This is a genomic window from Nitritalea halalkaliphila LW7 (assembly GCF_000265075.1).
GTDB classification, from domain to species: Bacteria; Bacteroidota; Bacteroidia; order Cytophagales; family Cyclobacteriaceae; genus Nitritalea; species Nitritalea halalkaliphila.
In genome coordinates this window covers 13,341-30,854 of record NZ_AJYA01000003.1, presented here as the reverse complement: position 1 = coordinate 30,854, position 17,514 = coordinate 13,341, and the positions used below count along the sequence as shown (strand labels likewise).

Below are 17,514 nucleotides of genomic sequence, written 5' to 3'. Positions count from 1 at the left end.
TTTTTACACCAAGGCTAAAGAAAGTAGGCCGAAAACTGTCCCGACCAGCATGCCCACCTGCACTTCCGCCCTACTATGCAGACCCAGCGCCAGCCGTGACCAAGCTACCCCAATACCAGCACTATATAAACCCAAGCCTAAAATGGGATACACCGAGGCGATGCCACAGGCAAAATAACAACAGGCACCCATATGTAAAGAGGCCTTCAGCCGAACATTTACCCCCGCGAACACGACTAACATGGCCGTAAATAGCGAGGTATTGACCAGCACTTTGGGGCTGAGCCCCAAAACAAAAAAAAGCACCAAGAGCACACCAAATAAGCCCAACACGAAAGGATAAAATGCCCGACGCTGCTGCTGGTTCGAAACATCAAAATTCGTGTAACTCCCCCTCCACACCTTATAGCCATTATGTAAAAAAATGGGCAGCACGATTCCAAAACTAACCCCTAGGAGTACCGCCCGCGCCTCGGACTCCCCTAAGGTCGCCTGCGCCATCACCCAGGCATACAGCCAGCCATAAAGTAAGGGGTGACCTAGAAAACTGATGATTTTTGCTAAATTTATTTTATTGATTTTCAGTCAACTTAAAACTATTTTTTCTTTTCCCTTGATTTTTTTTACAGTTAAAGAAATCCAATCAAAAGGAAGACTTCGTTTATCCCTGTACATTTATATAAAGATGCAAGAGTCTTGAATATAAAGGTTTAGTTTGTGGTTCAATTTTTATGGCAAAAGGGTAAGCATATTGTGTTACCCTTTTCTTTTTTCTCTCCTTTCGCCATAGGCTAACCGCTGCATTATCTAACCCCTGCTTCCACTACTTTATTAATTTATTAAAGCGCCTTAATCTGCTTGGCACAGACTTGGGCCATGGCCGCATAACCCGCATCGGAAGGATGCACCCCATCACTAGCGAAAAAATCTGGCGGAAAGGCCTCGGGATAAGGAATGAACCGCGCCTGCGGCAAAAACCGGAGTAGCTTCAGCGTGGTGGCCCTTAAAAGACCGCGCTGCACACGCATCACCCTAGCAAGCACACCAGCGAGCGCGGGAAAAAGGTGCACAGGAGGCAAATCCAATAATAAAATAGGTGTTTGCGGATGTGCTGCACGCAGCTGCTGCATAAACTCCATCATGTGGATATAATAACGCTGCGGGGAGCTCAGACGAAAACAATCATTAGCACCGATCAGCAGAACGATAGCCGTGAAGCGCTCTTCCTCTAAGCGATGCTTCGCATATAAAGTTGGCAATCCAACCGCGCGCAAGCCATTTTTACCGACATTGACCACGCCATACCCTGTGTCTAAGGCACGGTGCAGACAAGCTGCAAAGGTCGTTTCCGCACTACTCGCCCCCACGCCCGCAGCAGTGGACTCTCCTATAACCAAAACACGGCGCCAATCCTTTCCAGGCAACACCAGCTGTTCTGACTGAGGCTTCAGCCGCAGCACACGCTTGCGCAGCGCCTCACCCTGACGACGTAGCGGCCACAGAACAGGCAATAGCCCCAATAAAAAAAAGATAAAAACCCAATTGATAAAACAGCATCTCCCCCGCTTAACCGCCCGCTTTTTTGGCTTTATAGCCGGCGTCCACTAACACCTTCAAGACCTTTTCGCGGTGATCTCCCTGAATGAGAATTTCACCGTCTTTCGTGCTTCCTCCTACGCCACATGCGGTTTTGAGCTCTTTTGCTAGCATTTTGAGCGCCAGCTCATGCCCTACGAAGCCCTTCACGACGGTAACTGCTTTTCCAGCACGGCTTTTCGTGTCCAGCCAAATGCGTAACTGCTGCTGAGCGGGTGCCAGCTCTGCTGTATCTTCTTCTGATGCCTCCTGAAAGGAAAAGCTGGAGTCCGTACTATACACCACACCCTCCCGCTTTTTCCAATCGTTCGTCTTTTTTTTCGCCATAATCAGGGGTTTACTTCTGTATCTTCATCGTCCACACCGGACGCTTCGCACTGTTTACCACGTCCTCTGCGATGCTACCGCTTAAGAGGTGCAGGAAGCCTGTACGCCCATGCGTGCCTAAAGCGATCAGATCCGCGTCGATGTCCTGTGCATAGTCCACGATGCCCTCTTCCTCCGAGGGACTGTTGTAAATTTCTGCGGTTACATGCTGAATTTCGTGCTGCTCGATGAATGCCTCGATTTTCTCGAATGAGGTCCTGCTGCTCTCGAAAGCACTCGGTGTATTTACTTTCACTAGGTAGAGTTCCGCCCCAAGCGTCTGCTGTAGGTCCACCAGCTGACCGATAACGGCGTCTTTCTTGGCTGTGAAATCGGACGCATACACGATCTTTTTCAAACTATCAAGCGCTGTTGGCCCTTTGATCGTCAGCACAGGACACTTAGCATAGCGCACCACTTTTTCTGTGTTCGAGCCGATTAAGAGCTCCTCCAGCCCACTACTGCCGCGTGAGCCCATGATAACCATGTCCGCTTCCACTTCGGCTATTTCCTTTGAAATGCCTGAAAATGGACTTCCTAGCTGCAACTTGGTCACAAACGCAAAGGATTTATCTGCATACTTGGCACTTAATTCGGCCAAATCTTTTTTCCGCTTCTCTACTAATTCGACGAAATACACTTGCTCCATCTCGGAGGCATTCGGGTCCACCCCACCCCCCATGGTGTTTAAGGTATAGTTGGCAGGCACTTCTACCACATGCAGGACATGCAGCGCAGCACCCGATTTTTCGGCCAGTTCTAGCGCAAAATCCAAGGCAAAAGTGGCTGTTTCGGAAAAATCAAAAGGAACAAGTAATGTTTTCATAGTGGTATCATGTTGTGTTTGGTTCAATTTTATGTCTGCTATTCGGGGTTTTTGCCTACCGGCAAAGGTTTAGCCCATGCGATCGACCAGGTAGCCAGCTCCTAAAAGCACCACCCAAAAGAGCGTGCTCAGCGCCATCTTCTTTAAATACGGGTCTAGTAAAGCAGGCTCATGCTCGCGCTGCACCCCTCGTCCCACGCTGACCATCACCGGTAGCGTCCCCCACGCGGCCAGAAGCATGTACTGTTCACTAATAAACACGTACAAAAGTAAGGCCATGTTTCCACCGACAATCAGCACCCAGTTGTAGATAACGGCATTTCTCCTGCCGATACGCACTGGGATGGAGCGCTTCCCCGCCTGCTCATCGGATTCAATATCGCGAATATTATTAATATTTAAAACCGCCGTACTAAAAAACCCTAAACTAGTAGCAGGTAATAAAATGGACCAGTTGAGCGTCCCCGTGTACAGAAAGTAGGTGCCCCCTACACCCAGCAGGCCGAAGAACACGAAGACCGATAGATCTCCCAAGCCGATATAGCCATACGGATTTTTCCCCGAAGTGTAGGTGATGGCCGCATAGATGGCCAGTAGGCCCAGCCCGAAAAAAAGAAACAGTTGTTTTAAATCAGGCAAGGCCAGAAAGATCAGGCTTAGGCCTGTTAGCAGCGAAAGCCCAGCGAACAGATACATGGCCCTTTTCATCGCCGGGAGTGTAATCAAACCGGACTGTACGGCCCGAACAGGACCTTTGCGCGAAGCGCTGTCGGCACCATGGACGGTGTCCCCATAATCATTCGCGAGATTCGATAATATTTGTAAGAAAATCGTGGTGAGGGCGGCCAATAGGAAGAGGATGCCCTGAAACTGGTCTTCCTGATGTGCAAAAATAGAGCCCAAAAGGATGCTGGAAAGGGCTAAAGGGAGTGTACGCAAGCGTAAAGCATGGAGCCAAGCCTGCTTTTTCGAAGTAAAGGCCGTTTTCACTAAAATTTATTTCGTCGAAAATAAATAAAAAACCTGCTAATCAAAAAGAAGAGCAGGTTTTTTATATAAACTGCGTAATTTAGAGTAAACCGATGATTTCCTCGTCCATCGGATTCACAGAAGAAGGGAAGAATTTCACTAAAGAGCCTTCTTCATCTACCAAATATTTGCAAAAGTTCCATGTGGGCTCTTGATTGTTCCAGCCGTTCATGTTTTTATCAGATAACCAGCGGTACAGGGGGTGCTTGTCTGCGCCTTTCACAGAAATTTTATCGAAGAGCTGAAAGCCCACACCATAATTGGTGGCACAGAATTGCTTGATTTCCTCATTGGTGCCCGGTTCCTGTCCGCCGAAATTATTCGCCGGGAAGGCCAAAATAGTCACCTTATCGCCGTACTGCTCGTGGAGATTTTGCAGATCTTCATACTGCGGGGTGTACCCACATTTCGACGCTACATTCACCAAAAGCAGTTTTTGGCCCTTAAAATCTGCGAGACTCACCGACTTCCCGTCGATGTCATTCAGCGTAAAATCGTAAATCGTTTTTTCCATGTTCATCGTGATCAGGGAGGCTTGCTCCACAGCAGTGTTTTGTTCGGAAGCACCGCCGGGTTGGCAGGCTACCGCAAAAAGGCTCAACAATAATATCCAGTAGTGCTTCATCGTTTTTACATCCTTTCAGGGACATTTATTCCTAGTAACTGCATCCCTGCGCGAATTGTTTTTGCCGTCTGCGCGGATAACGCCACCCGGAAGGCCTGCGCCTGCGGATTCTCCTCACTGAATATCGGCAGCTCCGCATAGAAACGATTGTATTCCTTCGCTAAATCAAATAAATACTGCGCGATAATGGCGGGAGAGTACTCCTGTCCGGCTTGCTTGAGACGTTTTTTATAAGCATTTAACAAGCCGATAAGGCGCTGCTCGGGCTCCTGCACTTCCGCCAGATTCTCCCACTGCGCTGCCTCAAAGCTAAGTCCTAATTGTGCGGCCTTGCGCAAAATCGAGGCGATGCGAGCATGGGCATACTGAATAAATGGCCCTGTGTTGCCCTGAAACTCGATGGATTCTTGCGGGTTAAAGAGCATACGCTTTTTCGGATCTACTTTCAGCAGAAAATACTTTAATGCACCCAGCCCCAGCATGCGGTACAGCTCCTCAGCCTGCTCAGCGTCGAAGCCATCGATTTTTCCAAGCTCCTCTGTGTGCTGCCGCGCTGTCTCGATCATCTCCTGCATCAGATCGTCTGCATCCACCACCGTGCCTTCCCGCGATTTCATTTTGCCGGTAGGCAAATCCACCATGCCGTAGGACAAGTGGTAGAGGCCCTCTCCGTAAGGACGGCCCAGCTTACGCATGATTTTAAAAAGGACATCGAAGTGGTAGTCCTGCTCATTTCCGACCACATAAACGGACTTATCAATGCCATAATCGCGGTATTTCAGGTCGCAAGTCCCCATATCTTGCGTGATGTACACCGAGGTACCGTCACCCCGAAGGACCAGTTTCTCATCCAGCCCCTCATCGCTCAGGTCCACCCATACGGAGCCATCAGCACGCTGGGTAAACACTCCTTTTTCCAAGCCCTCGGCCACAATATCTTTCCCCAAAAGGTAGGTATCTGACTCATAATAATAGCGATCGAAGGCCACTCCCATCGTCGCATAGGTCTGCTCGAACCCGGCATACACCCAATCGTTCATCTGCTTCCAAAGCGCCACAGTCTCCGGATCGCCAGCTTCCCACTTGCGCAGCATCTCCTGAGCTTCGAGCAAGATCGGCGCCTGCTTTTTCGCTTCTTCCTCTGTTTTACCTGAGTCTATAAGCGACTGAATTTCAGCTTTATACTCCTTATCGAAGCGCACATAATAGTGTCCCGCCAGATGGTCTCCCTTCAGGCCACTGCTTTCTGGTGTGCGCCTTCGGCAAAGCGCTTGTAGGCGACCATGGACTTGCAAATATGGATTCCGCGATCATTTACCAGGTTAGATTTGATGACCGTGTAGCCATTAGCTTCCAGAATATTCGCCACCGAAAAGCCCAAGAAATTATTGCGCAAGTGACCGAGGTGCAGGGGCTTGTTGGTATTCGGCGAGCTATACTCGACCATTACCTTTTGGCCATTCGCAGGAAAAGGACTGGGCTCATCCGCCGCAAGTTTGCGGAAGGTGCTCGTCCAAGTATCCTGTGCGAGGGACAAATTCAAAAAGCCTTTAACCACGTTAAAATTGGCTACCAAGGGACTCTCTTGTACCAGGTGCTCGCCAAGGAGCGTGGCCGTCTGCTCCGGACTCTTTTTGCTTTGTTTCAGGAAAGGAAAGACCACGAAGGTATAATCCCCCTCAAATTCCTTTCGGGTGGGGCCGAGGGCCACTTGCTCCGCGCTCGCCTCGATTTGAAAGACTGCGCTTAGGGCTTCGCGGACGGCGGCTGCCAGTTCTAATTCTATTGCCATGCGTATCGTGCAAGTTTAAAAGTGCGTAACTAACGATTGTGTGGTGGCCTCTAATACATCGAATGCATGTTCAGCCATGGTATTTTCAGTGTCTAAGGTGGGATTTACCTCTACGATTTCCCAGCAGCAGACGCGTTTATCTTGGATCAGGGCAGCATTTAGGGCGATAGCCTCCTCCACGGTAAGCCCATTAGGGACGGGAGTGCCTGTGCCTACCGATATGGAACTGTCCAGGCTATCCACATCGAAGGAAATATAAATCTGCTCACAGTCGCGAAGCGTTTCCAGCGCCTCAGCGGCTATTTGGCTCACCCCTTTAGCGCGCACCTCCTCCGTGGTAAAGTTGCGGATGCCATGCTGCTGGATCAGCAAATCCTCTGGCTCCTCGGTATCGCGCACAGAGATAAACACGATATCTTGAGCCGCTATTTTCGGGCTTCTCCCCCTATTTTCTTAATTTTTTCCCAGTAGAGCAGCGTCTCTGGAGATGGATCATTGACCTTAGCTTCCAGGTTATCGGTCTGAATGCACATCGCTAGCGGCATGCCGTGCATATTTCCCGAAGGAGTGGTGTAGGGGGTATGCAGATCCGCATGCGCATCTATCCAAATGACCCCGAGGCGCTTCTCTGGATCGGCTGCCTTGATGCCCATGATGGTGCCCGCCGCCGTGGAGTGATCCCCCGCTAAAACGATCGGAAAAATCTTTTTGAGGCGTAGCGACTCTATCGTGTTATACACGTTTTTAAGCACTTCATACACCCCGTCGATATATTTGGCATGTGGAAAGTTATTTCCTCTCCACAGGTAACTATTGGCATCTTGCACATGAATCGGCTCGAATTCCGTGAAGAAGTTCGAGGCCTTATCTAAAGAAGCGATTTTAAGGGCATCGATGCCCAAGCTGGCACCTCTGGTTCCGGCCGCAAGCTCTGACTTCACCTCTACTAAATTGATATTTCGCATAACTCCTTGGAATATTTGGGTTTTTAGCTGTTTTAAGCTACAGAAAAGCTGGGCAAAAATACTATAAAGTTTCGCTATACCCGAAAAAAAGCGTTTCATTCCTTCTAATTTTCTGTCCAGCCACAGCACTTTACCCGACACAATAGGCCAGTAGCGCACACAGAAAGCGTACGAACGGTAAAATCAAGGCGCTGTATGGCTTTTATTCGTGCATGAATTTCAGTACCTTGGTCGCTATGAATTCATTTTACATACTCCTTCCCGCCCCTTTTTCTAAACGCCTTTTTATTGCTTTTCTTCTCGGCCTTCTTTTCCTCTGTGTAGTCCCTTTTTCTAGTTGGGCACAGGATAAAAAGAAAGATGCTTACGCCGAAATCAGCACGCCGCTGGGCACCCTGTTGCTCACCTTATACGACGAGACGCCCCAGCATAAGGCCAGCTTCATCGCTTTAGCCAGCGCCGGCTACTGGGATAGCCTGAGCTTTAACCGCGTCATCCCGAATTTCGTCGCACAGGCCGGCTGTCCCGACACACCGCAAGGGTTTAATGACCCCGAATACCTCTTGGACCCCGAAATAAAAAAGGGAATCGGGCACGTTCGCGGCGCTTTAGGGGCGGGGCGGGATGGTAATCCCGCAAAGCGCTCTGCGCGCTGCCAGTTTTACATCGTGCAAGCTGAGGATGGCCTGCATCGGCTGGATGGTGACTACACAGTCTTCGGGCATGTGTTAAAAGGAATGGAGGTCGTGGACCAAATGGTGGCCGTGGAAAGAGATGCGCAGGATGAACCTCTAAAGCCCATTACCCTGAATGTCCGCATCCTCTACCTCTCAGAAGCGGAACTACAAACCTATTTGGAAAAAGGGGAATGAACAGCGGCAAGCCCTGCGGTGATTTTTTTTCTTCCGTCCCCTATCTCAGACGGAACCAGCCTTTCTTTACGGTATGCTTGATCGGCACACATGGTACTACTAGCTAAACTATCGAGCCGATTAGGGGGGCGGCTGGAGCCTGCAAATAAGTTATCTCATATGGCTGATGTGCTAGTTCACATCAGCCCATTTTTTACAAAATGAAGATCCTTATTTTACCTTCGTTTTTGTAGTTTTCTTTTTCATTTATGCCGTAGGGGATCCTTTGGCCGCTGCACTGGGAGTAGATGGATATCAGCAATCTCTATTGGAATTGGACTGGCTTTCTTTGCTTTTTGCTCTGCTTTTTGCACCCATTATGGAAGAAAGCGTTTTTCGTTATGCCTTAGAAAGAAATAATAGCTACAAGTATATCACTCATATTGGCGTAGCACTCCTCTTTGTGGGTGGGATAGACCTTTATCTGGGTAGTTTTTTTCTCGTCTTATTTATTGGATTTCTAATGCACTTCGGGAGGCATAAGAAAGAGTCGACAACTGCTTTTCGGTTCTTTGTTTTGAGTAGCGCCTTACTCTTTTGCCTTGTCCATATTCCTAATGTGGGCGATGTATCCCTTGGCTTGGCAAGCTTGATCCTCGTGATCTGTTTGTTTCCCGCAGCGCTTGTTTTTTCATATGTTCGCGTCCGTTACGGCTTCGGCTACGCGATTTTAACGCACGGACTGTTTAACCTCTCCATTTTAACACTGAATGAAGTACTTTATTAAAGAGGTATTCTTAGTCCTTAAAAAGAAAAAGAAACAATGCGCTTCTAGCCTATAGCATCTGGATTCTTTACAAATTCGTACTCGCGTTCTACCAGCGAAATCCTTACTTTATAGTAGCTATACCAGTCCGAACGCCCCTTTTTTTGCGCAAGTTGGTGTTCATAATTTAGCTTCCATTGCTTTATAGAGGCTAAATCGGCCCAGTACGAAACAGTTATCCCCAGAGCTCCTCAGGCACTTTCCAGACCGAGAAAACCCTGTTGCTCCTGGGCTAAAGCAAGCATTAATTCTGCCATTTCAGCATAGCCTTCACGATGTTCCTCTAAAACAGAGGTGAAAATCACCGCGTAATAAGGTGGTTTTGGTGTTTTCGCAAGCATACCCAATTTACACTTCTTCGATTATAGACTGCCCCTTAGAATGGTCTCCCGATGTCCACTCCCAATCTTCGTGTAAACGGATTTTCCCATTTTTAAGAATTTCTGGCTTGGAAACACATTTGCCCGTCATCAGTTGACCACTCTGATTTATCTGCTGGTAACGCATCTCTATTGTACCGTCTGTATCCACTAAACCGATCAACTGACCCTTAACGATAGCTCCGCCAGCATAACTAGCCGTAAGTATATTCCCCTCCTGCTCATAATAAAAGAGCGTCTGCTCATTTGTTTCTCCATTTTCCGAATTTTGGACAGGCCTGAAAACTTTTTTGTGGTAATGAATCATATCTTCCGCTTCGATGAACTACTCTTTGTATTTAAATTGGCCTCTGTACGTAGCCAGTTAAAAGAAAGTAACTAAAAGAGATTATTAATGGTTGAACTACTCTTTAAAATTCAGGGTTACGAATGAGTATCTTTTTATGATCCAATATCTTCAATCTAACCTTGTTTTAGCTCCCTCATTTTTTCTATACTCTTACTAAGTCTACAAATACACCATTTAAATGTTCAAAATCAGAGTCCTTCGAAAACAAAGTGGCTTGGGTCACATGGGCAATAGCTGCAATCCACATATCATTTTGCTCTATCGTTTTAGATTTACCTGGCTTTAAAGCTGGGTGGTTGCTCTGACAAAAAGCCTGAATTTCGGCGTAAGCTTTCATCAGCTTATTATCTTTTCCATCAATATTTAAAATAATGGATTTTTCAACGAGCTTTCTCCATCTTTCAGTTTGCTTTACACCGTAGCTCTTCCTTAAGAAAAAGCCTTCTATTTCACCAATAGAAATAGCTGTTAATAAAATAATTTTGCTTGGATCACTGACTAGATGATAAGTTGCTTCTAAGTTTCTGGAAAGTTCATCATCTCGCATATAATGAAGAATAACAGATGTGTCTAACAATACCCTCTTCACTAATCCAGATTATTTAGCATTGCCTCAAATTCTTCGTCCGTCTCTTCACCAGGCCAGGTTCCTACAAGCATACGCAAAGGGTTGTTTTGCTTACCTTCTTGTAATTGTCTTTGGATTTGTTCTTCCAAACTTTCGTGTCTTTGTTTTTTTGAAAAGAATTCATCACCAGGTTGCGATTCAAAAATTCTTTCAATTTCAAAGACAGTTCTCTTCCCGCTTTTGTAATGTAAAGTTCCAGTAATGGTTGCTTCCTTGCCCCACCAGGTTTTTATTTCTTCAGGATTTACAGACTCGGAAAGGAATCCCTCCACAATGCCTTCATTCGTTTGAATCTTTACTTTTAGTTTGCTGTAAGTTAATTCTTCAATAATACCATTGATCACGGCTGATTCAGGCTGTGGTATTTCTTCCTCAGCTATTTGAATTTTTCTGAAATCAGATTTTTTTAAGGTCAGATTTTGAAATGATCCTTCATTTTGAATGGAGAACACTTCATCATCTTTTAAGAAAGATTTTTTGAATTTGAATAATTCCTTGAGTAAGGGTTTGTCCAATAATTCACTTTCTTCAGCATTAGTCAAAGCCTCTTCAAAAGATTCAACAAACAAGGTAATTGGAGTTTTTTGAGGTAATTCTTGCTGATGTTCTAGCATAAAAAAATCTGTTTGATAACCTGGTAGGGTTTTCTCAAACTTCTCTGATTCTAAACATAGAATAGTACTTCCTTCTTGGATTCCTGTCAAGGAAACCTTCAAGGCTTCGTTCAGCTTTATGGTCTTTTTAGCTTTACTGAGTCCTTTTAACCTTAATTGAAGTGCCCCTTCTGAAATTTTCCTTAGACTTTCAGCGATGGTAACCAATCTCTGGAGATCAATACTGCCACTTTTATCTTGAGCGTGCTCAATTTTAAGTTTATATTTCATAGTTCCTTCTTCTATGTTTAAAAATAAATATCAGTCCGTTCAAAAACATCAATCGTACCTTTTTGCTCGGACACTTCGGATACCCAGCCCCGATACTAAAGCCTAAGATCGCCTTTTTTTAGCATATTTTCTTAGTAAATATACGCCTAAGTTTCAAAACTCTCGTCATGTAGCCTGAAAACGAATAGCGCAGAGCGGTAAAAAAATACCGTGATAACGCTTCCTCAATGGAGCGCTCAACATGCTAAAAAAATAATCCTTCCCCTAAAAAACACCAGCTCCACCTTACAAAACCCCAATAAAATAAATCGCTTATGCACCACACTTAGCGTGGCACATAAGCGATTTACACAAATAATACTACCTCCCGTGAGCGTCCACAGCACAAGGAAACCCTAAGCAGAGTACCGTCCTAAGGCATTCCTCATCAAACTATTTTTACTTCGTGTACAGATGATTAAACAGCATCTTGAAGGTATTGTGCGCCTGCGCACGGAAGGTAATCTCCGGGCCATAGACCACTAAATCCCCTTTGCCGACAGGCGCATGAAAAGCCGCCACACCATTTCGTATGTAGCCCTCTCCCCAAGCCCAGCCGCTTATCAAAGGCGATGTCTCGCCAAACCAGGCCAGCGGCTGAAGGCCCTGCACTTGCGCCTCCGGAGTTAAGCGGAATACCGGACTGCGGTTGACCACCACCTGAGCCGTAGCTCCCATACCCCAGTTAGCAGGATGGCGCTCATCCAACTCTGCACGCAAAATACTGCCCGGGATATAGTACTTGTCACCCGGGAGCGTACGCTTCGATCCATCAGGCAATACCTCCACCAGGGCATCCTCCACCGGAAGTCCTAAGTGCATGGCCAAACTAGAGGCCGCACCCACAGTGACTACCTTGCCCCCACTCTCCATAAACTGCTTGAGCGCGGGAACAGAACGCTCCACGGTGAGGGCGCCTACTAATTTGCGGTACTCCGCCGGAAGGTCAGCAGGGTTTAACTGCGCCCCACTGCCTGTGCTTTGGCCTACGGCCGGCATGCCCGGACCGATGAACAACAAGACATCGAAGCGTTTATTCAAATTGCCCGCATCGATATCCTGCGGGTAAACAACCTCAAAATCAAAGGCATACTGCTCCAGCAGCCAGCGTACCCAGCCACTCGGCATGGAGCCGCCATAGTAATCAAATAGCCCGATACGTGCCTTTTTCACACTGCTGGCTCCTGCAGGCGCACGGCCGGTCTGCACGCGGAGTCCCATGGTACTGGTGAGAGCGGCAATGTCCTGACCCTTGCCGGTGACGAAGAAGCTGCCAGCAGGGAGCTCCCCGCTCGGCTCCTGTATACGCTGTACACGCATGCCTTTGGCCATCAACTGGTTTACTGCTTTAAAGGCATCGTTTTGGCGGCCATCGATGAGATAGCCGGAAGCATTACTGGCTACAGCAGTCTGTAGCGGGTTCTGAAGCTCGCCATAAGGAATCGCCTCGAAAGGACCCTCTACCCCTTCTAAGAAACGATCGAATTCCACGCCCATCTGAAAGGCAAGGGTCCATCCCGCCGCATCATAGGGGCGAACAGGAGGGCCTCCCGGATACTGAAAATCATTTGGGTGATCCTGCGGCTCGAACATATCGAGTACATGCGGACGAAAGGCCTGCGCCGTCTTCACGATAAAAGAGCCTTTCGGATACTGCTTGCCTCCTGCCTGAAAATCTGCCGTGGCGCGGTGCACGAGCACCCCACTTTTTAGCAGTGCATTGATAAAGGCTGTGGCACGTGGAAAGTCCGTCTGATCGGCGGATAAAATATAGGCCCGCGGATCACGAAGCTCCGGATCCTGAAAAACAGACGCGAAGTAGCCCTTATCGATTCCCCTGCGGAAGGTGTTACCGCCACCACTTTGCGCGGCAGCGCGCCCCTCCCGGTAAGCCTCCTCTACAGCAGCTGCCCGCTTCGGATATTTCGTCCAGTGGTCCTTATTTCCTCTGTCGATAGCATTACGACCCATCTTGTAAAAGTTAAACAAAAGCGCATCTGCATTTCGGCGCGCATAGTCCAGCACCGCATAGTTCATGGATACAGAATAATCGATGGAGCGTCGGAAGTTCCAAGGCTGCGGCTCCACAGGATAGGGTGTGGCATGCGTGGGAATCAAACGGTCCGGCACCACAGGAATCTCCGAAGGCGTCGGCCCACCCGTGGTCTCCGTTAAAATCCCGATCATGTTATGAAAGTAAGGCGTGGTGCGCAGCCCGCCATTCCACCAAGAGGAAAATACGGACCCGCTTAAACGGGTGTACCCCGGCTTATCCTCTACATGTAGACGGTTAATCATGGCTGCCCCGACCCCGTCTAAGCTGGTCATAATCAGCGGGTCGAACACATGGTTAAAGGGATCCCGATACGGAGGTCCCGCCACTACTGTCCCCGCCGGCGAGGTCTGGTGATGGTTATAGATGATCTGCGGCAACCATTCTACGTACTGCTGCAGGGAAATATTGGTCGACTCCTTCATATTGTTCATGAAAAAATCGCGGTTGTTATCGTGGCCCACATACTTTTGGTACATGTATGGCGTACGCATATTACGCTTGGTTACGTCTTCGGGCATCATGTACCAGTCGGTGACGATTTCTTGTCCATCCGGATTCGTGTGTACTAAAAGGATGATCAGATCGTCGAGCAGCTGGAGTGTCTCCTCATCTTCGCGGCTCGCCAGCTGATATAGGGTCTCGATAAGCTGATGGCTGGCCACCGTTTCGGTCGAGTGCAAGCCCCCATCGATCCAGACGACCGGCTTGCCCTCCTTCACGAGTGCACGAGCGGCCTGTTCGTCCATCTCCGCACGGCCGAGGAGCTGAGAGATTTCTTTATAGCGTGCGATATTTTGTTGATTCTTCGGGCTGGTCACCACCATCAGCGGCATGCGTCGGCCCTCCTCCGTCGGCCCAATGTCCAGGAGCGTCACCCGCTCGGAGGCTGCGGCCACCGCCTGAAAGTAGGCCTCGGTAGCGGTATAGGTCACTAAGGTGTAGTCCGTTCCGATAGGAGCACCGAAATGGGCTTCCGGGCTGGGGACCCTTTGCGCGATAGCGCCCTGCCAAACCCAAAGGAGCAGGAGTGTCAACATATATCTCATAGCTGCAATGTTTAAAGGATAAAAGTACAGTCCGAGGCGGCAGCATCCAAAAATTCTAGGCCAGTCGGCGAGATGTTCATGTAAAAGGCAATGGAGAATTTACATACGCGGCTAAACCTCTACAGGGCCAGTGGGGTTTCCAAAAGAAAATGCCATGAAAACATACCTTATTTCACTTTTGATCCTGCTGACCAGCTGGGGGACTTTCGAGCTGCTCGAGCGCTCGGAGCCAGTGGCCACCGAAACGACCCCGACAGCAGCGCTGCCTCTGGATGCAGCCATGACCTTCTGTCACCCCATCGCTGGGGACATGCGCGCCCTGTTTAACGATCCTGAATTTTGGCATTGCACCCCAGCCCGAAGCCCGCGCAGCCTGCCAACTCGGGAACACGGATCCGTTTCGCTGCGGAGGGGGGCGAGGCCCAAGGGTATTACTTAGAAGCGGAAAAGCCTTCCGCGCTCTGGCTTTTTGTGTACCAGGAATGGTGGGGGCTGAATGCAAATATCATGGAAGAGGCCGAAAAGCTGCACCGCGACCTGGGGGGACAGGTGCACGTTTTAGCGGTGGACATGTACGATGGTGAGGTGACCGATCAGCCGCAGGAGGCGCGCGTGCTCATGAGCGGCAGGAAAGAAGAACGCTTACAGGCCATCGTGCAGGGGGCGGCAGCTTATGCGGGCCCAGGGGCCAAAATCGCCCACTTGGGCTGGTGCTTCGGTGGGGCCTGGTCCCTAAAAGCTTCCCTGCTGACAGCCGAGCAAACGGTAGGTACAGTCATGTACTATGGCATGCCCGTGCGGGATGTGGAGGCGTTAAAAGCCTTAAACAACGATGTGCTGGGGCTTTTTGCTACCGAGACAGCGATTTCCCAAGAGGTCATCGAGGATTTCGCAGCAAAGATGCAGGAGGCCGGTAAGGGGCTCGACTACACGATTTACGATGCCATACATGGTTTTGCCAACCCCTCGAATCCGCGATTTGATCCGGAGGCGACGGCCGATGCGTATGCTAAAGCAATGGATTATTTGAAAAATACATTTGGATTATCATGAAAAAGCGATTTCACTATTCCTGGTCTCTGCTGCTCAGCCTGACGGCAGGATTAACGCTGGCCTGCTCCGGAAATGGCAGCTCGGCCACGCAGGAGAAGGCCATACCCGAAAAACCCAGCTATGACACGCGCTATCAGGAAACCGCCACCCTCGCGGGAGGTTGCTTCTGGTGCATCGAGGCCCCGCTGCAGGAGCTGGAGGGCGTCCTGGAGGTGATCTCCGGCTACACGGGGGGCAAAGAAAAAAATCCTACCTATGAGCAAGTGGCTAGTGGACAGACGGGGCATTATGAGGCTGTGCAGGTGACCTTTGACCCGGAAGTGATCTCCTACGCTGAGCTGCTGGATGTTTTCTGGCAGCAGTTTGACCCGACGGATGCGGAGGCTCCTTTGCGGACCGCGGTCCGCAATACCGCTCTGCGATTTTCTATCATGACAAGAAGCAGCAAGCGGTAGCCGAAGCTTCCCGTGATCGCCTAGCTGCTTCAGGTATCTTCGATGCACCGATCGTGACGCCTATCGAGAAGGTGGGCAAGTTCTACCCTGCAGAAAGCTATCATCAGGATTATTATAAAAAGAATCCGAATGAATATTATGCGTACAGAAGAGGATCTGGCAGGGAAGCGTTTATCAAGAAGCACTGGGGCAAGTTCGAGGCGGCCCGCTATCCACGGCCGGATGAGAAAGAAATCAAAGCCAAGCTGACTGATCTTCAGTACCGGGTAACCATGCATGAGGAAACGGAGAGGCCTTTCGCCAATCCCTACGATAGCAATAAGGAAGCGGGCATCTATGTCTGCATCGTGTCGGGCGCGCCGCTATTTAGCAGCAGTGACAAGTTCGACTCCGGCACGGGCTGGCCGAGCTTTACGAAGCCAATCGATGCCCGCCTGATCAGCAAGCCGATCGACAGAAGCTATGGCATGGTGCGCGTGGAGGTCCGCAGTGCTCCAGGGGACAGTCATTTAGGGCATGTTTTCTACGATGGTCCGAACCCGACGAACCTACGCTACTGCATGAACTCCGCAGCGATGCGCTTCATTCCTAAAGACAAGATGGAGGAAGAAGGTTATGGCGATTTTCTTTGGGTGATCGCAGAAAAATAAGTTACATTTACGGGAAATCTAAGGATTTCCCTTTTTTATACCCAAAATCTAAAAACGAAAAATTATTTTTATTTTGGAAACAGTCATTACACTAAAAGAACGGCTTTTATCGGCAGCCCAAGCTGAAATCGCCGAGCAATTACACGCATTAGAAGAACAGATCCAAGGACTTCGTCAAGATGCGCAGATGGACACGAAGAGCTCCGCGGGAGACAAATACGAAACCTCACGGGAGATGCTGCAGCAGTCCGAGCGCTTACTCCAGGAGCGGTACCAAAATGCCCAAAGCCATGCGGCCGCCCTGGCCCAACTCGAAGTCAGACCCTGTGACCGCGTCACGGTGGGCGCTTTGGTGTCGACGAATATCGGGCGCCTCTTTGTGGGTGTGGGCATGGGCAGCATGCAAGTGGAGGGGCAAACGATTTACTTCGTATCTGCTCAGGCTCCCATCGTGACGGCACTGGCGGGTGCGAAAGTGGGCGACCCCATACATTTTAACGGTAAAAAATCATGATTAATGACATCTGCTAGGGGATGAAGAAATAATTCCCCTGTTTTGCCGATAGGTTATCCGAAGAAAACTTGCCTAGGTGCGGTATAGAACCCCCTGTCCGTCGAAAAAGGTAGTTAAACCAAATTTTTAATGGTTTTAAGGGCATAGTTCGCAATTTGAAGAGAAGGATATCTTTTACATGACAAGGATCACAAAAAAATATTTCATGGATTGTAAGGATATTGTCAAAAGTATCCGTACCTTTGAAATATCAATTTATCAATTACACTATCATGAACACAGGAAAAGTTAAATTTTTTAATGAGTCTAAAGGATTCGGTTTTATTATTGACGATGAGTCTTCTAAAGAGTACTTCGTTCACATCTCTGGTTTAGTAGATGAGATCAGAGAAGACGACACCGTGACTTTCGACTTGAAAGAAGGTCGTAAAGGTCTTAATGCAGTGAATGTGAAAAGAGCTTAATAGCGATATTACTTCATTAATTTAGGAAAGCCTCTGAAAAATCAGAGGCTTTTTTCTTTTTAAGTGTCGCTTAAATACCACTTAAGCAGCACGCTACAGGCGAAAAAGCCTCCCCGAAAG

At 48.7% G+C, this 17,514-nt stretch carries 18 protein-coding genes and 3 pseudogenes; 8 read left to right on the top strand and 13 right to left on the bottom strand.

All coding sequences use genetic code 11. From position 1 onward, the window contains the following. Positions 1-3: 3 nt before the first annotated feature. The 8 genes and pseudogenes from A3SI_RS02010 to A3SI_RS01975 form a co-directional block, all read right to left on the bottom strand. Positions 4-501 (bottom strand): phosphatase PAP2 family protein, encoded by a 498-nt coding sequence (locus A3SI_RS02010; protein ID WP_009053403.1) that lies wholly within the window; start codon positions 499-501, stop codon positions 4-6. 338 nt (positions 502-839) lie between these two features. Further along, the gene (locus A3SI_RS02005; protein WP_050977317.1) at positions 840-1,511 is read right to left on the bottom strand and encodes an SGNH/GDSL hydrolase family protein; all 672 of its coding nucleotides are present in this window, start codon (positions 1,509-1,511) and stop codon (positions 840-842) included. A gap of 55 nt (positions 1,512-1,566) precedes the next feature. Continuing rightward, positions 1,567-1,923 (bottom strand): translation initiation factor, encoded by a 357-nt coding sequence (locus tag A3SI_RS02000; RefSeq protein ID WP_009053401.1) that lies wholly within the window; start codon positions 1,921-1,923, stop codon positions 1,567-1,569. A 10-nt stretch (positions 1,924-1,933) separates the two neighbouring features. Further along, positions 1,934-2,788: a universal stress protein gene (locus tag A3SI_RS01995; RefSeq protein ID WP_009053400.1), complete on the bottom strand. Its 855-nt coding sequence runs from the start codon at positions 2,786-2,788 to the stop codon at positions 1,934-1,936. Positions 2,789-2,857: 69 nt separating this feature from the next. After that, positions 2,858-3,778, bottom strand: a complete 921-nt coding sequence (locus A3SI_RS01990) for a 1,4-dihydroxy-2-naphthoate polyprenyltransferase (RefSeq protein WP_009053399.1) — start codon at positions 3,776-3,778, stop codon at positions 2,858-2,860. A gap of 79 nt (positions 3,779-3,857) precedes the next feature. Further along, positions 3,858-4,442 (bottom strand): glutathione peroxidase, encoded by a 585-nt coding sequence (locus tag A3SI_RS01985; protein WP_009053398.1) that lies wholly within the window; start codon positions 4,440-4,442, stop codon positions 3,858-3,860. Positions 4,443-4,447: 5 nt separating this feature from the next. Next, positions 4,448-6,234: pseudogene (gene argS / locus A3SI_RS01980) on the bottom strand (arginine--tRNA ligase). A gap of 15 nt (positions 6,235-6,249) precedes the next feature. Continuing rightward, a pseudogene (locus A3SI_RS01975) lies at positions 6,250-7,199 on the bottom strand (arginase). A 236-nt stretch (positions 7,200-7,435) separates the two neighbouring features. Between A3SI_RS01975 and A3SI_RS01970 the strand changes: the two are divergent. Continuing rightward, positions 7,436-8,071: a peptidylprolyl isomerase gene (locus A3SI_RS01970; protein ID WP_156810120.1), complete on the top strand. Its 636-nt coding sequence runs from the start codon at positions 7,436-7,438 to the stop codon at positions 8,069-8,071. Positions 8,072-8,336: 265 nt separating this feature from the next. Beyond that, on the top strand, positions 8,337-8,837 hold the full coding sequence (locus A3SI_RS01965; RefSeq protein ID WP_040669811.1) for a CPBP family glutamic-type intramembrane protease: 501 nt from the start codon (positions 8,337-8,339) through the stop codon (positions 8,835-8,837). A 230-nt stretch (positions 8,838-9,067) separates the two neighbouring features. Here A3SI_RS01965 and A3SI_RS22030 read toward each other — a convergent pair whose 3' ends face one another. The 5 genes from A3SI_RS22030 to A3SI_RS01940 all read right to left on the bottom strand — a co-directional run bounded on the left by A3SI_RS22030 (position 9,068) and on the right by A3SI_RS01940 (position 14,249). Next, a complete protein-coding gene (locus A3SI_RS22030; RefSeq protein ID WP_316929040.1) occupies positions 9,068-9,217 on the bottom strand; it encodes a hypothetical protein in 150 nt (49 codons plus the stop codon). Positions 9,218-9,224: 7 nt separating this feature from the next. Then, positions 9,225-9,563: a hypothetical protein gene (locus tag A3SI_RS01955; RefSeq protein WP_009053394.1), complete on the bottom strand. Its 339-nt coding sequence runs from the start codon at positions 9,561-9,563 to the stop codon at positions 9,225-9,227. 184 nt (positions 9,564-9,747) lie between these two features. Continuing rightward, positions 9,748-10,194: a type II toxin-antitoxin system VapC family toxin gene (locus tag A3SI_RS01950; RefSeq protein WP_009053393.1), complete on the bottom strand. Its 447-nt coding sequence runs from the start codon at positions 10,192-10,194 to the stop codon at positions 9,748-9,750. After that, a complete protein-coding gene (locus tag A3SI_RS01945; RefSeq protein WP_009053392.1) occupies positions 10,194-11,117 on the bottom strand; it encodes a hypothetical protein in 924 nt (307 codons plus the stop codon). The genes A3SI_RS01950 and A3SI_RS01945 overlap by 1 nt, the downstream gene beginning before the upstream one ends. Positions 11,118-11,555: 438 nt before the next feature. Then, the gene (locus tag A3SI_RS01940; RefSeq protein WP_009053391.1) at positions 11,556-14,249 is read right to left on the bottom strand and encodes a M14 family metallopeptidase; all 2,694 of its coding nucleotides are present in this window, start codon (positions 14,247-14,249) and stop codon (positions 11,556-11,558) included. A gap of 163 nt (positions 14,250-14,412) precedes the next feature. Here A3SI_RS01940 and A3SI_RS18740 point away from each other — a divergent pair, with 163 nt between their 5' ends. From A3SI_RS18740 to A3SI_RS01920, 6 genes and pseudogenes are all read left to right on the top strand, one after another. Beyond that, positions 14,413-14,697: a hypothetical protein gene (locus A3SI_RS18740; RefSeq protein ID WP_009053390.1), complete on the top strand. Its 285-nt coding sequence runs from the start codon at positions 14,413-14,415 to the stop codon at positions 14,695-14,697. Next, the gene (locus tag A3SI_RS01935) at positions 14,598-15,311 is read left to right on the top strand and encodes a dienelactone hydrolase family protein (protein ID WP_009053389.1); all 714 of its coding nucleotides are present in this window, start codon (positions 14,598-14,600) and stop codon (positions 15,309-15,311) included. The genes A3SI_RS18740 and A3SI_RS01935 overlap by 100 nt, the downstream gene beginning before the upstream one ends. After that, positions 15,308-15,846, top strand: a pseudogene (gene msrA, locus A3SI_RS23485) (peptide-methionine (S)-S-oxide reductase MsrA); the annotation flags it as partial. The gene A3SI_RS01935 and the pseudogene msrA, both read left to right, overlap by 4 nt. Before the next feature lie 192 nt (positions 15,847-16,038). Then, positions 16,039-16,416: a peptide-methionine (R)-S-oxide reductase MsrB gene (msrB, locus tag A3SI_RS23480; RefSeq protein ID WP_449406393.1), complete on the top strand. Its 378-nt coding sequence runs from the start codon at positions 16,039-16,041 to the stop codon at positions 16,414-16,416. Positions 16,417-16,489: 73 nt separating this feature from the next. Continuing rightward, a complete protein-coding gene (locus A3SI_RS01925; protein ID WP_009053386.1) occupies positions 16,490-16,930 on the top strand; it encodes a hypothetical protein in 441 nt (146 codons plus the stop codon). Between the two features lie 272 nt (positions 16,931-17,202). Next, positions 17,203-17,394, top strand: a complete 192-nt coding sequence (locus A3SI_RS01920) for a cold-shock protein (protein WP_009053385.1) — start codon at positions 17,203-17,205, stop codon at positions 17,392-17,394. Positions 17,395-17,514: the final 120 nt, after the last annotated feature.

Bases quoted from the DNA above. Each gene is read 5' to 3' on its own strand.
- A3SI_RS02010 (WP_009053403.1), bottom strand. From the start codon at position 501: ATGGCGCAGGCGACCTTAGGGGAGTCCGAGGCGCGGGCGGTACTCCTA.
- A3SI_RS02000 (WP_009053401.1), bottom strand. From the start codon at position 1,923: ATGGCGAAAAAAAAGACGAACGATTGGAAAAAGCGGGAGGGTGTGGTG.
- A3SI_RS01995 (WP_009053400.1), bottom strand. From the start codon at position 2,788: ATGAAAACATTACTTGTTCCTTTTGATTTTTCCGAAACAGCCACTTTT.
- A3SI_RS01985 (WP_009053398.1), bottom strand. From the start codon at position 4,442: ATGAAGCACTACTGGATATTATTGTTGAGCCTTTTTGCGGTAGCCTGC.
- A3SI_RS01970 (WP_156810120.1), top strand. From the start codon at position 7,436: ATGAATTCATTTTACATACTCCTTCCCGCCCCTTTTTCTAAACGCCTT.
- A3SI_RS22030 (WP_316929040.1), bottom strand. From the start codon at position 9,217: ATGCTTGCGAAAACACCAAAACCACCTTATTACGCGGTGATTTTCACC.
- A3SI_RS01955 (WP_009053394.1), bottom strand. From the start codon at position 9,563: ATGATTCATTACCACAAAAAAGTTTTCAGGCCTGTCCAAAATTCGGAA.
- A3SI_RS01945 (WP_009053392.1), bottom strand. From the start codon at position 11,117: ATGAAATATAAACTTAAAATTGAGCACGCTCAAGATAAAAGTGGCAGT.
- A3SI_RS01940 (WP_009053391.1), bottom strand. From the start codon at position 14,249: ATGTTGACACTCCTGCTCCTTTGGGTTTGGCAGGGCGCTATCGCGCAA.
- A3SI_RS18740 (WP_009053390.1), top strand. From the start codon at position 14,413: ATGAAAACATACCTTATTTCACTTTTGATCCTGCTGACCAGCTGGGGG.
- msrB (WP_449406393.1), top strand. From the start codon at position 16,039: ATGCATGAGGAAACGGAGAGGCCTTTCGCCAATCCCTACGATAGCAAT.
- A3SI_RS01920 (WP_009053385.1), top strand. From the start codon at position 17,203: ATGAACACAGGAAAAGTTAAATTTTTTAATGAGTCTAAAGGATTCGGT.